This is a genomic window from Microbacterium sp. P03, assembly GCF_043556235.1.
Classification (GTDB): domain Bacteria; phylum Actinomycetota; class Actinomycetes; order Actinomycetales; family Microbacteriaceae; genus Microbacterium.
In genome coordinates, this window is record NZ_JBIGIM010000001.1 from 705,931 (window position 1) to 720,287 (window position 14,357).

13 protein-coding genes and 1 tRNA gene are annotated in these 14,357 nt (G+C 70.0%); 8 read left to right on the plus strand and 6 right to left on the minus strand.

The annotated features are described in order from the left end of the window. The first annotated feature begins 102 nt into the window (after positions 1-102). A complete protein-coding gene (locus ACFXOO_RS03390; RefSeq protein WP_378838630.1) occupies positions 103-3,837 on the plus strand; it encodes an AAA family ATPase in 3,735 nt (1,244 codons plus the stop codon). Positions 3,838-4,018: 181 nt separating this feature from the next. Here the strand turns inward: ACFXOO_RS03390 and mscL are convergent, their stop codons facing one another. The 3 genes from mscL to ACFXOO_RS03405 are packed head-to-tail and all read right to left on the minus strand — an operon-like array spanning position 4,019 to position 5,504. Further along, the gene (gene mscL / locus ACFXOO_RS03395) at positions 4,019-4,459 is read right to left on the minus strand and encodes a large conductance mechanosensitive channel protein MscL (RefSeq protein ID WP_378851533.1); all 441 of its coding nucleotides are present in this window, start codon (positions 4,457-4,459) and stop codon (positions 4,019-4,021) included. Between the two features lie 30 nt (positions 4,460-4,489). Next, positions 4,490-4,888, minus strand: a complete 399-nt coding sequence (locus ACFXOO_RS03400) for an FmdB family zinc ribbon protein (protein ID WP_394562779.1) — start codon at positions 4,886-4,888, stop codon at positions 4,490-4,492. Positions 4,889-4,907: 19 nt separating this feature from the next. Then, complete coding sequence (locus tag ACFXOO_RS03405; RefSeq protein ID WP_394562780.1) at positions 4,908-5,504, minus strand: 5-formyltetrahydrofolate cyclo-ligase; 597 nt, start codon at positions 5,502-5,504, stop codon at positions 4,908-4,910. A 62-nt stretch (positions 5,505-5,566) separates the two neighbouring features. Here ACFXOO_RS03405 and galU point away from each other — a divergent pair, with 62 nt between their 5' ends. From galU to ACFXOO_RS03430, 5 genes are all read left to right on the plus strand, one after another. Next, a complete protein-coding gene (gene galU / locus ACFXOO_RS03410) occupies positions 5,567-6,454 on the plus strand; it encodes a UTP--glucose-1-phosphate uridylyltransferase GalU (RefSeq protein ID WP_394562781.1) in 888 nt (295 codons plus the stop codon). 63 nt (positions 6,455-6,517) lie between these two features. Next, the gene (locus ACFXOO_RS03415) at positions 6,518-7,147 is read left to right on the plus strand and encodes a GNAT family N-acetyltransferase (RefSeq protein WP_378838039.1); all 630 of its coding nucleotides are present in this window, start codon (positions 6,518-6,520) and stop codon (positions 7,145-7,147) included. 144 nt (positions 7,148-7,291) lie between these two features. Further along, positions 7,292-8,161 carry a large exoprotein gene (locus ACFXOO_RS03420; protein ID WP_394562782.1) on the plus strand — a complete coding sequence of 290 codons (870 nt, stop codon included), beginning with the start codon at positions 7,292-7,294 and terminating at the stop codon, positions 8,159-8,161. 66 nt (positions 8,162-8,227) lie between these two features. Further along, positions 8,228-8,303 (plus strand) — tRNA-Ala (locus ACFXOO_RS03425). 100 nt (positions 8,304-8,403) lie between these two features. Next, positions 8,404-9,087 (plus strand): DUF1345 domain-containing protein, encoded by a 684-nt coding sequence (locus ACFXOO_RS03430; RefSeq protein WP_394562783.1) that lies wholly within the window; start codon positions 8,404-8,406, stop codon positions 9,085-9,087. A gap of 9 nt (positions 9,088-9,096) precedes the next feature. On the opposite strand, the gene ACFXOO_RS03435 is transcribed toward ACFXOO_RS03430, so the two are convergent. Together ACFXOO_RS03435 and ACFXOO_RS03440 are read right to left on the minus strand one after the other, a co-directional pair. After that, complete coding sequence (locus tag ACFXOO_RS03435) at positions 9,097-10,689, minus strand: AMP-binding protein (RefSeq protein ID WP_394562784.1); 1,593 nt, start codon at positions 10,687-10,689, stop codon at positions 9,097-9,099. A gap of 179 nt (positions 10,690-10,868) precedes the next feature. After that, complete coding sequence (locus ACFXOO_RS03440) at positions 10,869-11,939, minus strand: Glu/Leu/Phe/Val dehydrogenase dimerization domain-containing protein (RefSeq protein ID WP_394562785.1); 1,071 nt, start codon at positions 11,937-11,939, stop codon at positions 10,869-10,871. A 441-nt stretch (positions 11,940-12,380) separates the two neighbouring features. On the opposite strand from ACFXOO_RS03440, the gene ACFXOO_RS03445 reads away from it, so the two are divergent. Then, entirely contained in the window at positions 12,381-13,268 is an 888-nt protein-coding gene (locus ACFXOO_RS03445; RefSeq protein ID WP_394562786.1) for a hypothetical protein, read from the plus strand. Positions 13,269-13,358: 90 nt separating this feature from the next. On the opposite strand, the gene ACFXOO_RS03450 is transcribed toward ACFXOO_RS03445, so the two are convergent. After that, a complete protein-coding gene (locus tag ACFXOO_RS03450; protein WP_378838054.1) occupies positions 13,359-13,802 on the minus strand; it encodes a pyridoxamine 5'-phosphate oxidase family protein in 444 nt (147 codons plus the stop codon). A 51-nt stretch (positions 13,803-13,853) separates the two neighbouring features. On the opposite strand from ACFXOO_RS03450, the gene ACFXOO_RS03455 reads away from it, so the two are divergent. Further along, on the plus strand, positions 13,854-14,354 hold the full coding sequence (locus tag ACFXOO_RS03455) for a YbaK/EbsC family protein (RefSeq protein ID WP_394562787.1): 501 nt from the start codon (positions 13,854-13,856) through the stop codon (positions 14,352-14,354). Positions 14,355-14,357 lie beyond the last annotated feature (3 nt).

Below are 14,357 nucleotides of genomic sequence, written 5' to 3' on the forward strand. Positions count from 1 at the left end.
GCTGAGGCGTGGTGGGGGAGGAACGGCTGATCACCCGGCGTGTCGGTCAATCTGCCGAAAACCCGGCTCGGATGCGGGGCAAGGACGGACCGCGCGCTTATGGTGGCACGTGTGTGGCGAGCAGAAGGCAACGCCGTGGTCGGCGAGCAGGACTCCGCGATCGCGGACTCCATAGACCCCAGTCACCTGGGCGTTTCAGAGCCGGGGGTGACGGTCGTGCATGTCGCTGAACCTGAGAGGGAGCGGTTGCGCGTCCAGGGCGCGGACCTGGGCGGCCGTTCCACCCTGATGCACTACACCGATGCGGGCGACGCCGGCATCGAGATCACCGGCGCGCATCCCGGCAGTCTTCCCCAGTTCATCACCGGCCGCTCGACCCTGCTGTCGGGTCTGTTCCGTGACGAGGTCGCGTTGCGCAACGCCCGGCTCGCGGCCGAGCGCATCACGGCGAAGAACGTCGAGCTGCGCACCGCGCGCGGCATCGAGACCGTCCACCTCGCGGTCGGTCTGGCCTCATGGACGCTCGGGGGCACCTCGTTCACCGCGCCGGTGCTGCTGCGACCGCTGGCGATCCGCCGGCACCACGCCGACTTCGAGCTCAAGCTGCACGGCGCGTTCTCGGTCAACCCCGAACTCGTCCGCGCCCTGCGCACGCACTTCGGCATCGCCCTGGACGGGGCGGCCATGGTCGCCCTCGCCTCCGACGGCGGGGTGTTCAAGCCCCAGCCCGTCATCGACCACGTGCGCGCGCTCACCTCCCAGATCGAGACGTTCACCGTCCACCCCCGCCTGGTCGTGTCGACGTTCGCCGACGTCGGATCGTTGATGGAACGGGATGCCTCGAACCTGGATCACCCGATCCTCAATGCCCTCGCGGGCCATGTCGACGATCGCGCGACGCTCATGCAGCGCCCGACGGTGCACCCTCTCGCGAACCCCGACGAGCGCCCTCCCGGTGCCGACAATCTGCTGCTCGACGCCGACGCCGAACAGGAGGCCGTGCTCGCGCGCATCATCGCCGGCCACTCGCTCGCCGTGCACACGCTCCCCGGCACCGGCGGCACGCAGACCGTGATCAACGCGGTCGGGGCACTCGTCCGCGACGGCAAGCGGGTGCTCGTGGTCAGCGCGCGGCGCTCGACCCTCGAGGGCGTGCGCCACCGTCTCTCGGGCATCGGCCTCAACGGCCTCGCCGTGTCGCCACGTCACCTGCAACGCGACCTGATCAGGGCGATCGGCCGCAACGAGAAAGCCGAGCAGCCCCGCGTCTCCGACGTCGACGACGCGCTCGTGCGTCTTCGCGGCGTGCTGCGCGACTATCGCGCCGCCGTCACCGACGTGCACCCCAGCCTCGGAGTGTCTGCGCTCGAGATCCTCGGCACGCTGACGCAGCTCGCCGGGCGCACCCCCGCCCCCTCGACGGCCGCCCGCCTCGACCTGCAGACGCTCGCTCGCCTCGCGGCCGACCGCTCCTCCGCCGCCGCGAAGCTCGCGGCGGCCGCCCGCCTCGGCGAGTTCCGCTTCGGCCCCGACGATTCGCCCTGGTACGGCGTCTCGTTCGCCACGACCGAGTCCGCCCGCGCCGCGCATGCGCTCGCCGGGCGCCTGCACCGCCAGGACGTGCCGTCGCTGCTGTCCCGCGGCTACGAGCTCATCGCCCAGACGCACATGCGTCCGTTCCGCACGATCGCAGAGCTCGGCGAGTACCTGCAGCTTCTGCGCGGCATCCGCGACTCCCTCGATCGATTCAGCCCCACCGTCTTCGAGCGGCCCCTGGCCGAGCTGATCCAGGCGCACGGTCCACGCCGGGATGCACCCGAGATGAACGGGGCGAACCGCCGCCGGCTGAAGCGACTCTCGCGCGAATACGTGCGGCCCGGCGTGCACATCGCCGACATGTACGAGGGTCTCGTCCGGGTGCAGCAGCAGCGCACGCAGTGGCAGCGCTACGTCGACGCGGGCGCCACCCCCGATGTGCCCGTCGGCCTCGCGGACGTGCACGTGGCATGGCAGCGCGTCGACGCCGAGCTGCGTGAGCTCACCCAGATCCTCGGGCGTCCCGACTCGGCGCAGCTGTCGACCCTGGCGGTCAAACCGCTCGTCCGCACGTTGGCCGGACTCGCCGCCGACTCCGACGTGTTCGACAACCTCGTGGAGCGCGCCACCCTGCGTACCCAGCTCGCCGAACTGGGACTCGAACCACTGCTGGCCGAGCTCTCGGTGCGCCACGTCCCCGAAGACCGCGTCGGCGCCGAGCTCGAATTCGCATGGTGGCAGTCGGCGCTCGAGCATCTGCTGCGCACCGACCGTGCACTCCTCGGCGCGAACACGACGGTCGTCGACCGGCTGGAGCGTGACTTCCGGCTCGTCGACGAAGCCCATGCCGCGGCATCCGGTCCCCTTCTCGCGGCCCAGCTCGCCACCCAGTGGCGCATCGGCATCGTCGATCGACAGAGCGAGGCGACTGCCCTCAAGGCCGCGCTGAAGCGGGGTGTGTCGAGTCCGGCCGAGGCCCTCGAGGCCGCCCCGTCGCTGTTGCGCACCCTCGCCCCGGTGTGGCTGGCGTCGCCCTACGACGTGCCGCTGATCCCCGACACTTACGGGTTCGACGTCGTCGTGATCGCGGATGCCGCGGCCCTGTGTCTCGCGGAGGCCGCGCCGGCTCTGCGACGGGCTCAGCAGGTCGTCGCGTTCGGCGACCCGGTGACCCAGAAGCCGACACCGTTCCATCTCAGCGCGGGCACGCCGGCAGATCCCGACGACTTCGACGAGCCCTTCGACCCGACGTCGGTGTTCGAGCGCCTCGCCGAGCTGCTGCCGGTCGAGACGCTCACCCGCAGCTACCGCGCCGGTGGAGAGGATCTCGCGGAGCTCGTCAACGACGCCTTCTACGGCGGCGAGATCGTGTCGCTGCCGTGGGCGGGGTCCTACCTCGGTCGCGGAAGCCTCGGCGTGGACTATGTCGAGGGCGGCATGGGAGTGCCCGACCCGATCACCGGCGCCGTCGAGAGCCCGGAAGCCGAAGTGAAGCGCGTCGTGACCCTCGTGGTCGAGCACGCCGTCAACCGCGGGAGCGAGTCGCTCATGGTGGTGACGGCGAGCACCAAGCACGCCGAGCGGGTGCGGGCGGCCGTCGAGGCCGCCTTCCAGGGACGAGCGGATGTCGCGGACTTCGTCTCGCGCGACACGGCAGAGCCGTTCGCCGTCCTCAGCCTCGAGGACGCCGTGGCGGAGAGCCGCGACCGCGTGATCTTCTCCCTCGGTTTCGGACTCACCAAGCACGGTCGGGTGCTCAGCGACTTCGGCGACCTGTCGACGCCCGACGGCGAACGCCTGCTCACCGTCGGCATGACCCGTGCCCGCCGTTCGATGGTGATCGTGTCGTCGATCCGGCCTTCGGCCTTCGACGACGGCCGGCTCGAATACGGTGCGGCGACGCTCATGTCGATCCTCGGCGGCATCGCGGCGCGTGCCCGCGAGTCGCGGCTGGAAGACCTCGCCGACCCGCTCACCCTCGCCCTGGCGCGCGAACTGCGGCGACTCGGGGTCGCCGTCGACGTGCAGTACCGCGGGCTGCTGCCGCTCGTCGCTCAGCACGGCGGCAAGGCCGTCGTCGCGGAGAGCGATCCCGAGACGGTGGGGGAGTCGCTGCGCGAGTCGCTCAGACTGCGTCCGCAGATCCTGCGACGACTCGGCTGGCACTACGTGCGTGTGCACGCCTTCGATCTGTACAGCGACCCGGCGGCGGTGGCGACGCGTATCGCGGCGATGCTCGGCATCCAGCCCGAGACCCCGCGTGCGAACGCGGAGACGCAGCCGATCGATGTCGCCGAGTGAGCGTCAGCGCGTAGAGAAGGTGCCTGGCGCCCGGCGGGCGAAGCTCACGCCGGCGCCCGACACGACGGATGCGCCGCTGCCCGCGGACGAGGAAAGACCGGACGCCCCGCCCACGACGGGCGAGGCATCCGGTCCGAATGATGACCGCATGCGGCGGGAGAAGCCGCCGCACTACTGAGTCCTAGGGCGCGGGTGGCGTCGAGCTGACCGACGAGCCGGTCTGCTTCTCGAGCAGATCGCGGATCTGCATCAGCAGCTCGGACTCGGTGGGGAGCTTCGACTCGGGGTTCTCCACGACGCCGGCCTTCTCGGCCGCGCGCTCCTTGAAGTGGTTCATCGGCACGACGAAGACGAAGTAGACCACGACGGCCACAGCGAAGAAGCTGATGATCGCGCTCACCAGATCGCCGATCGGGAACGTCACGGTGCCGCCATAGAGGTCGGGCACGGGGATGCCGGCGACGCCGTTGGCATCCTTCTTCCAGAAGATCTCGATGAGCGGTGTGATGATGCTCGCCACGATCGCGTTGACGACGGCGGTGAACGCGGCGCCGATGACGACGGCGACGGCGAGGTCGATGACGTTGCCCCGCATGATGAAGTCTTTGAAGCCTTTGATCATGGGATGTTCCTCACTGTCTGCGGCGTCCGGTCACGAACCCGTTGCGGCGGGAGAAGACTTCGCTCCCGGTTTCGATGATGCCGAAGATGACCCGGAGCCGCCACCCGACGACCCGCTCGACGAGTCCTTCGAACCCCCCCACGACTCCTTCGACCCCCCGGAGACCGTGGAGCCTGCGGACTCCTTCGAGCTGCCGGACTCCTTCGCACCGGACGACTCCTTCGCACCGGACGCGCCGCCCTGGGACTCGCCGGCGCGGGAGTCGGTGCGGTAGAAGCCGGAGCCGTTGAAGGTGACGCCGATGGAGCCGTACTCCTTGCGGAGCGGTCCGCCGCATTCGGGGCATTCGGTGAGCGTCGGGTCGGCGAAGGACTGGACGGCGTCGAAACGGTGGCCGCAGGACTTGCAGGCATAGGCGTAGGTGGGCATGTGCTCTTTCGGTGCGAGGTCAGCGCCGGGCGGGCGCCAGGGTGATCGTCTGCGTGGGCGTGACGACGCCGGTGACGGGTTGGTCGTGGATCTCGCGCGGCACGCTCTCGAGGATCTCGGTGTCGTAGATGACCGCGTACACGGGCGGACAGCGCTCCATCGAGCCGATGGTCTTGTCGAAATAGCCGCGGCCCCATCCGAGCCGCATGCCGCCACGATCCACGGCTGCGGCCGGGATGATCAGCAGATCGACGTCGTTCACCGCGATGGGTCCGAGCAGCTCGCCCACCGGTTCGGGGAGGCCGAAGAGGCCCTCGGCGATGTCGCCGTCCGCCGTGGCGACCGCCCAGTCGAGCAGTCCGTCGTTGCGCGTGATCGGAAGGAGGACGCGGATGCCTCTGGCCACGGCATCCGCAATGAATCGGCGAGTGTCGGGCTCGGTCTGCGTCGAGAGGAAGCAGGAGAGGGAACGCGCCCCCACGGATCGCACGAGCTCGTCGAGCTGGGCGTGCACGCCCGAGGCCGCGGCATCCCGAGCCGATTCGGACAGCATGCTGCGACGCTCGCGGAGTTCGGCGCGGAGGGCGCGCTTCTCGTGACCGACGTCATCAGACATACCCACGATTCTAGGCGTGGCGTGCTTGCGGGTCGCTCGCCCGCGGTCGGTAGAGTGGCGGAATGCCCCATAAGCCCTTCAAAGCCGTCATTCCTGCGGCCGGACTCGGTACGCGCTTCCTCCCCGCCACCAAGGCGATGCCGAAGGAGATGCTGCCGGTCGTCGACAAGCCCGCGATCCAGTACGTGGTCGAAGAGGCGGTCGCGGCGGGCATCGAAGATGTGCTCATCATCATCGGGCGCAACAAGAACAACTTGTCGAACCACTTCGACTCGGTGCCGGAGCTCGAAGAGAAGCTCAAGGCGAAGGGCGACGAGGACAAGCTGCGACGCGTGCAGAAGTCCAGCGACCTGGCCGACATCCACTTCGTGCGCCAGGGCGAGCCGAAGGGCCTCGGGCACGCCGTGCTGCGCGCCAAGGCGCACGTCGGCGACTCCCCGTTCGCCGTGATGCTGGGTGATGACCTGATCGATGAGCGCGACCCTCTTCTGCCGACGATGATCGACGAGTACGAGCGCCGCGGAGCCACGATCGTCGCCCTCATGGAGGTCGAACCCGACGCCATCCACCTGTACGGCGCAGCCGCGGTCGAGGCGACGGAGAATCCCGACGTCGTCAAGGTGACCGGACTGGTCGAGAAGCCGAAGAAGGAGGAGGCGCCGTCGAACCTGGCCATCATCGGACGGTATGTGCTGAGTCCCGGAATCTTCGAGATCCTCGAGCACACCGAGCCCGGCAAGGGCGGCGAGATCCAGTTGACGGATGCCCTCGAGGTGCTGGCCGCCGACCCCGACGGCCCCGGCGTCTACGGCGTCGTCTTCCGGGGTCGTCGCTACGACACCGGCGATAGAGTGGACTACATCAAGGCGATCGTGCAGCTCGCCGCCGACCGCGACGATCTGGGCCCCGAACTGCGTCCCTGGTTCAAGGAATTCGCCGCGACGCTGTGAGGGCTCGTCGTCCTCGTTCGATGACATTCCGGCAGTGAAGCGGCCCGTTCGAAGGGGGATCCCGTGGAGGTGACAGCCCCCCGCCAGCACGGCGCGATCGGTCTGCGCCTCGTCAAACCCCGCGATGCCCGAGCGCTGCAGAACGAGTTGCTCTCCAACCGCGGCTGGTTGCGACCGTGGGAGGCCACGAGCCCCGACGGGCCGGTCTCGTTCGACATGCGTCTGGGCGTGCGACGACTGCTGCAGCAGTACCGCGACGGCGCCGGAGTGCCGTTCGTCATGGAGTACAACGGCGAGGTCGCCGGGCAGCTCAACGTCTGGGGCATCTCACGCGGGTCGCTGGCCTCGGCCACGATCGGCTACTGGGTGGGCGAGCGGTTCGCCGGTCGCGGGATCACCCCCACCTCCGTCGCCATGGCCACCGACATCGCGTTCGAGGATCTGCGCCTGCACCGCATGGAGATCTGCATCCGCCCCGAGAACGTCGCGAGCCTGCGCGTGGTCGAGAAGCTCGGGTTCCGGTACGAGGGACTGCGGCGTCGGTTCATCCACATCAACGGGGACTGGCGCGACCACTACGCGTTCGCCCTCGTGCGCGAGGACGTGCCGGAAGGTGTCCTGGCGCGGTGGGTGGCGGGCAAGGCTCCGCAGGACGCGGCCGCGATTCCCCCGGCCGACCGCCTGACCGAGTGACGCCTCCGGCGCCGCGCGGGTTTCGGCACGGGTGCGGGGTTTGCGCACGGGTCCGGGCTGACCTTGAAGTTCATGTTGAAGTTGCTCGTCCGACACGCGGTCGGCTGAGGGTGACCGGAGACATCGTCCCTTACCGTGGGACCCATGGGCGGACAGGTATTGGGTGGGGGCGTGATCGTCCTCGTCGCGGCGTTGCTGTGGCTCGTCTATCTCTTGCCGTCCTGGCATAGCCGCCACCAGTACAACGCGGCTGAGCGCAACGCGGTGCGCCTCAATCAGGCCCTCCGTGTTCTCGCCGAGACGAGCGAGACGCCTGCCGAAGTGCGGCTCGAGCTGTCTGCGCGCACGGTCATGGCTCAGCAGAAGCTGGCCCGCCGCGCGCAGGCCGAGCGCGAGCACGCCGACCTCGAGCAGGCCCGCCGAGATCTGGTCGAAGCACGGTCCCAGCCCGCCGCCCGCCGCGCCCGCGCCCGCCGGCGCGCCCGCATCGTGACGACGACGGTGGGGGTCCTCGCCGTGGCTCTCGCCGTCTGGGGCGGCCTTCAGGTCGTGCAGACGGGGTCGCAGATCATGCTGTGGTCGGCTGTCGCCCTCGCCGCGGTGTGCGGCGGACTTCTGCGTCGGATGTCGCGGGTCGGTGCACGCATTCCCGTCGCGGTGGTGTCCCACGAAGCTGCACCGCGTGCCGAGGCGTCCATGCAGGATCTCGTCCTCAGCAGCGATCGTCAGGCGTGGACTCCGCGGGAGCTGCCCAAGCCGCTCGCATCATCGGCGGGGTCGCGCGCCGCCGCCGAGCTCGATGCGCTGGCCGCTCGCGAAGCGCTCCGGCAGGCTGCGCAGGAGGAGACGCTGCGTGCCCGCGAGGAGGCCCTGCGTCCGGCATCCATCGAACGTGCCCGTCGCGCACGAGACGAGCAGGAGGCCGCTCGGTTCGCGTCACGCGGTCCGGTCGACGACGCCGAGATCGAGGCTCACGTGCGGCAGTTGCTGTCGCGCCGCGCCTCCGGCGAATGAGCGTTCCCCCGCCGTGCGTCGGTTTCAAGACGCATGATCGCTCGTGATAACCTGACGGAGGTTCACGGGCCTATGGCGCAGTTGGTAGCGCGCCTCGTTCGCATCGAGGAGGTCAGGGGTTCAAATCCCCTTAGGTCCACCATCCCGCAAGAAGCCCCGTTGATCGGGGCTTCTCGCGTTTCCACGGCGGTTGCGCCGACGGACCACGGCTCGCCTCGACCCCGATTCGCTAGCGTGTGCACATGAGTGCTTCCCCGACGTCGGCGCCGTGGCAGCGCGCCGATGTCGCCCTCGTGACGGCCGCCGTCGTCGACGTGCTGTTCCAGATCGCCCTGATCGCCGTCGGGCTCTGGCTGCTGATCTACGACGGAAGCCATGAGGGCACGGTCTCTCTGCTCGTGCTCTGGTGCGTAATCGCGTCGCTCTACTGGGCGCTGGCGGCCGCGGCCATCGCCGTCGCCGTCCGGCGTCCCGCCCCACCGTCGAGGGTATTCGGGTGGTTCGAGCGCATACCGGCCGTCCGCGGCACCATCACGGCTGCGACGTTCCTGTCGAGCATCGTCGGTCTCGTCGCGGCGGTGGAGCTTCTCGTGCTCCGCCACGACGCGGACTGGAGCGGTCTCATCGAAGGCGTCGCCGTGTGGGCCATGCTGCTGTCGTGGGCGCTGTTCCACTGGGGGTTCGCGCGCATCTACGACCGCCGGTGTCGCAGCGCGGTCCAGAAGCAGCTGAGCTTCCCCGGCACCGACGAGCCGCGGCTGGCCGACTTCGTCTACTTCTCGTTCACCAACGCGACCGCGTTCTCCGTCTCGGACGTCACCGTGCTGACGACCCGTATGCGCTTCACGGTGGTGTGGCACACGACCCTGTCGTTCTTCTTCAACGCGCTCATCATCGTGCTGGCGGTCAACACGATCATCAGCTGAGGCCGCGCGTCAGACGGCGGCGGTCTCCCGGGCGCGGAGGTCCTTGCGCAGGATCTTGCCGGCGGTCGACTTCGGGATCGCGTCGATGAACTCCACGCGACGCACTTTCTTGTGCGGCGCGACGTTCTCGGCCACGAAGGTCATGACCTCGTCCTCGGTCAGTCCGGAGTCGGGGGCGGCGACGATGAAGGCCTTCGGGATCTCCTGCTTGTCTTCGTCGTTCACGCCGATGACCGCGGCGTCCATGATCTTCGGATGCGACAGCAGCAGAGCCTCGAGCTCGGCGGGAGCGATCTGGTAGCCCTTGTACTTGATGAGCTCCTTCACCCGGTCGACGATCGAGAAGTAGCCGCCCTCGTGGTAGACCCCGACATCGCCGGTGTGCAGGAACCCGTCGGCGTCGAGCGTCTCGGCCGTGGCGTCCGGACGATTCAGGTAGCCGAGCATGACGTTCGGACCTTTGACCCAGATCTCGCCGGGCGCCGTCCTGCCGTCCTCCCCGATCTCGGTGATCTCGGCGCCGGTCTCGGTGTCGACGAGCTTGCACTCGCTGTTCGGCAGCAGTGTCCCCACGGAGCTGACCGGGATGTCGTCGCGCGTGTACGGCATCGCGTGCGAGACCGGGCTGAGCTCGCTCATGCCGTAGCCCTGCAGCATGCGGGCGTTGATGCGCCGACCCGCGATCTCGGCGGTCTCGCCGTCGAGCGGGGCGGCGCCGGAGAACACCGAGTGCACGCTGGTGATGTCGAACTGGTCGACGATCGGATGCTTCGCCAGAGCGACGGCGATCGGCGGCGCGATGTAGAGGTAGGTGCAGTGGTGGTTCTGGATGATCGTGAGGAACTCGACCAGGTCGAACTTGGGCATGGTCACGAGGCTCGCGCGCTGACGCAGGGCGAGGTTCAGCAGGACGGTCATGCCGTAGATGTGGAAGAACGGCAGCACCGCCAGAACGCGGTCGGTGTCGCGCAGATCGATGTTCGACCGGCACTGCTGCACGTTGGCGACGAGGTTGCGGTGCGAGAGCATCACGCCCTTGGGGTTGCCGGTCGTACCGCTGGAATAGGGGAGCACCGCGACGTGGGTCGCGGGGTCGAAGCTCACGTCGGGGGCGGGGCTCTGCTCGGTCAGCAGTTCCCGCAGGTTCAGGTGGCCCTCCGCGCCGTCGAGCACGATCAGATGGTCATCGGGGATACCCGACGCCGACGCCGCGGTCTTCGCCTGGGGGAGCAGCGGTGTGACGGTGACGAGCCACGTGGCCGCGGCATCCTTCAGCTGCTTCTCGATCTCGCCCGGTGTGTAGAGCGAATTGATCGTCGTCACGGTCGCGCCCGCGCGCAGGATGCCGTGGAACACCGTCGCGAACGCCGGCACGTTCGGGCACAGCAGGGCGACCACGGTATCGGTGCCGACGCCGCGGGCGGCCAGCGCCCCCGCGAACGCCAGCACCTGCGCCCGCAGCGCTCCGTAGGTGGTCTCCGCACCGGACGCGGGATCGATCAGCGCGACACGCTGCGCGTCGTCGTCGGTGAGGGACGCGAAGAGGAAGTCGTAGATGCTGATCTCGGGGATCTCGACATCGGGCATGGGACTGGTGAACATGCTGTCTCCTTTGACTTCTCCATCCTGTCACGCGGGGGTCGCCGGTGGTGCGACCTGGTCTCACAGGATGTGGAACCCGGTCTCGCGGCGGGGACCGGGCGGTCCCGTGCGCGGGCTGGTCGCAGGCGAAAGGACCGGACGCCGCGGGTCGCGGCATCCGGTCATTTCATCTCGGTGTCTCAGACCAGGGCGGGTCGGCGACCGCGGGTGAGGCGCTCCTCGGCCAGCGCCTCCGCGGCGGCGAGCGGGGTGACCCCGCGCTCCTCGGCATCGTCGAAGAGGCGGCGGACGGTGTCGCCGATGGCGCCGACGCGCGCCATGATCTCGGCCCGCGAACCGAGCTGCTTCGCCACGAGGTCGAGGTAGATCACGCCACCCGCGTTCACCACGAAGTCGGGGGCGTAGAGGATGCCGCGCGCGGCCAATCGGTCGGCGCCGTCGTGCGCGGCCAAGGGGTTGTTCGCCGGGCCGCAGACGGCTCGGGCGTCGAGCGCGTCGATGACCGCGTCGGTGAGGAGACCCCCGATGCCCGCGGGCACGAAGACATCGGCGGCGACGAGGTGCTCTTCGCCCGGGGTGACCCACGCCGCCTGGAGGTCGAGGGCCAGTTCCCGCTTGGCGGGATTGACGTCGGTCACGGTGAGGAGCGCGCCTTCGGCGGACAGACGCACCGCGAGGCGGCTGCCCACCTGTCCGAGTCCCGAGATCGTGAGGCGTCGCCCGGCGACATCGGCGGTGCCGGAGAGGCGCTCCAGCGTGGCACGGATCGACTCGTACACGCCGAGGCTCGTGGGTCCGGCCGGCTCGCCCGAGCCGCCGACGGCGTCGGGCAGCCCGACCACGTGGGCGGTGCGCTCACTGACGGTGAGCATGTCCTCGGTGGTCGAGCCGACGTCCTCGGCGGTCCGGTACAGGCCGTCCAGGCTCTCCACCGCGTCTCCGAGGTCGAGGAAGGCGGCCCGGCGTCGCTCGGCGTCGAGCATCGTGCCGGGCGGGAGCGCGATGACGGCCTTGCCGCCGCCCGCGTCGAGCCCGGCGGCCGCGTTCTTCAGCGTCATCGCCGCCGAGAGGCGCAAGGCGTCGCCGAGGGCGTCGCTCCAGTGCGGGTAGGACCACAGGCGGGCGCCACCGAGGGCGGAGCCGAGGACGGAGGAGTGGAGGGCGACGGCGATGAACAGTCCGCTTTGCCGTCCCGTGACCACCTCCACTCGTTCGTGGTGGATATCGGGCAGGGGCAGGGCGTGGGTCATCGCATCCTCTTTCGGCCGGCCTTGTGGGCTGGGCTCTCCCGGACCCGCGGCGTTGCGGGTCCTGCCTCCCATTCTGCCGCGCCGCTGCCGATCCGGCCACGGGGACCCCGCGCGTCGCCGGCCCGGCGCGTCGGTGCCGGTGCCGAGCGCAACGGCGTCGCCGCCGGCGCTGCGTCGCCGCCCCGCCCCTGCTGCGGCGTCGCCGCCCCGGCCTGCGCGTCCCGGGCTTCTGCGGGGTGGTGTGAGTGTCGCGCCCTGGGGTGGGATCCCGACCGTGCGCCGCCGATTCGCAGAAGCTGAGGACGGGCGCTGCGGGCTGCAGCCGGCGACGGGAGCTGCACGCTTCCTCCCCAGCACTGACTGACCGTGCGCACTCGGGCGCCATCCACGGTTTCGATCATGTCCGCGCACACGCGTCGCCCCCGCGAGCACGGTATGACCATGACCATCGCTCCGCACGTATCGCTCGATCTCGATCCCGCTCAGGTCACGCACCGCCTGTACACGACTCTCGATCTGCACCGGATGGGCATGACGAAACGGCAGATCCGCGACGCGGTCATCGGCGGCACCCTTCTGCGGGCCCGCCGTGGCGCCTACCTCGTTCCCGGCGTGCCCCTCGCCGTGGCCGAGGCCGCATCCGACGGAGGTCGACTCGCGTGCATCTCGGCCCTCGCCGAGTGGGGTGTGTTCGTGCTGGCAGCCACGCGACTGCATGTGCACCTCGACCGCGCCGCACACAAGGAGAGTGCGGGTCGCCGCAACACCTGGCACTGGGGAGCCCTGATCCGCACGCCGCACCCGCGAGCGACCACGGTGCACCCCATCGATGCGGTCGCCCAGGCCGTTGCCTGCCAGAGCGCGCGAGCCGCCATCGCCACCCTGGATTCCGCGCTTCACCTCGGTCTCATCGACGAGGGCGATCTCGACGCGATCTTCGACCGGCTGCCGGCCCGACGGCGGGTCCTTCGTGGGTTCATCGACGGCCGTAGCGAGGCGGGGTCCGAGACACTGGTGCGGCTCATGGCGCTCAGCCTCGGATTCCGTGTCGACGTCCAGGTCGTGGTGCCAGGAGTGGGAAGGGTCGATCTCGTTCTTGACGGATGGCTCGTCGTCGAGTGCGACAGCGAGCAGTTCCACTCGGGGTGGGCGTCCCAGAAGCGCGACCGACGCCGGGACCTCGCGCTGGCGGTCCTGGGGATGACATCCATCAGGCCGATCGCGGAAGACGTGTTCCACCACCCCGAGGTGATCATCGCCGCGCTCATCGGCCTGCGCGAAGCCCGCCCTGCCGCGCAGCGTGCGTCCCGCCGTTCTGCAGCGAGGTGACGATGGTGGCCTGTGAGGCGCGCCGCCGGTCGTCTCCCGCCAGCGCGCAGAAGAGGGGGACGCTGGAGCGACGAAGCACCGCCCGGCGGCCTACCAGGTCTGGACGCGCGCCGGCGTGAAGACGATCAGCGACGAGAACACGCCCGGGAGCTGGTCGGCCGGGGTGCCGTAGTCCTCGATCGCCGCCGCGTACTTCTGCCCGTAGGTGTCGCCGTGCGTGGCGAACCATTCCGCGGTCGGCTGCGGTGAGATCTCCGCCGAGCCGTGCAGGATGACGACGTCGTCGCCGAACTCGCCGCCGGCCTGCAGGTGCACCAGCACCGGAGAGCCCCGGCGGATGTGCGCGACCTTGCCGGCGGTGGGCTCGCTCATGATGAACACCCGGCCGTCCTGCCAGAGGAACCACACCGGGACGGCACGCGGGGTGCCGTCCTTGCCGATCGTCGTGATCCAGGCGATGAGGTCGTGCTCCAGCATCCTCAGCGCCTTCTCGTGCTCGGGGTTCGCAGGATCGAGGGCTGTCGTCGTCGCCATGCGCCGAGGCTACGTCAGATCGCGCGCGCTGGGCACCCCTAGGCTGACGGGATGACCGAGCACCCGGCTTCCTCCGACCTTGCCGCCCTGCCCGCCCGCAGCCGTCTCGTGCACGATGCGCTGCGCGCGGCGGGGATCCCCGGCGAGATCGTCGTCCTGCCGGATGCCGCGGCCACCGCCGCCGCGGCGGCTGCGGCCCTGGGGGTCGAGGTGGGCGCCATCGCGAACAGTCTCGTCTTCTGGTCGGACGGCGAGCCGCTGCTGGTCATGACGAGCGGCGCGCACCGCGTCGACACGACGGCCCTCGCCGCGCGATGGGGACGGGGCGGGATCGCCCGCGCGAGCGCGGATCAGGTGCGGGAGGCCACCGGCCAGGTCATCGGCGGGGTGGCCCCCACGGGGCACCCGACCCGACTGCAGACGGTCGTCGACGAGGCGCTCGCCGCCTTCCCGCAGATCTGGGCGGCCGGCGGCACCCCGCACACCGTGTTCCCGCTGACCTTCGACGAACTGGTCGACCTCACGGGGGGAACGGTGCTGCCCGTCGTCTGACCG

Bases quoted from the DNA above. Each gene is read 5' to 3' on its own strand.
- mscL (WP_378851533.1), bottom strand. From the start codon at position 4,459: ATGATCAAAGGCTTCAAAGACTTCATCATGCGGGGCAACGTCATCGAC.
- ACFXOO_RS03400 (WP_394562779.1), bottom strand. From the start codon at position 4,888: ATGCCCACCTACGCCTATGCCTGCAAGTCCTGCGGCCACCGTTTCGAC.
- ACFXOO_RS03405 (WP_394562780.1), bottom strand. From the start codon at position 5,504: ATGTCTGATGACGTCGGTCACGAGAAGCGCGCCCTCCGCGCCGAACTC.
- galU (WP_394562781.1), top strand. From the start codon at position 5,567: ATGCCCCATAAGCCCTTCAAAGCCGTCATTCCTGCGGCCGGACTCGGT.
- ACFXOO_RS03420 (WP_394562782.1), top strand. From the start codon at position 7,292: ATGGGCGGACAGGTATTGGGTGGGGGCGTGATCGTCCTCGTCGCGGCG.
- ACFXOO_RS03430 (WP_394562783.1), top strand. From the start codon at position 8,404: ATGAGTGCTTCCCCGACGTCGGCGCCGTGGCAGCGCGCCGATGTCGCC.
- ACFXOO_RS03435 (WP_394562784.1), bottom strand. From the start codon at position 10,689: ATGTTCACCAGTCCCATGCCCGATGTCGAGATCCCCGAGATCAGCATC.
- ACFXOO_RS03440 (WP_394562785.1), bottom strand. From the start codon at position 11,939: ATGACCCACGCCCTGCCCCTGCCCGATATCCACCACGAACGAGTGGAG.
- ACFXOO_RS03445 (WP_394562786.1), top strand. From the start codon at position 12,381: ATGACCATCGCTCCGCACGTATCGCTCGATCTCGATCCCGCTCAGGTC.
- ACFXOO_RS03450 (WP_378838054.1), bottom strand. From the start codon at position 13,802: ATGGCGACGACGACAGCCCTCGATCCTGCGAACCCCGAGCACGAGAAG.
- ACFXOO_RS03455 (WP_394562787.1), top strand. From the start codon at position 13,854: ATGACCGAGCACCCGGCTTCCTCCGACCTTGCCGCCCTGCCCGCCCGC.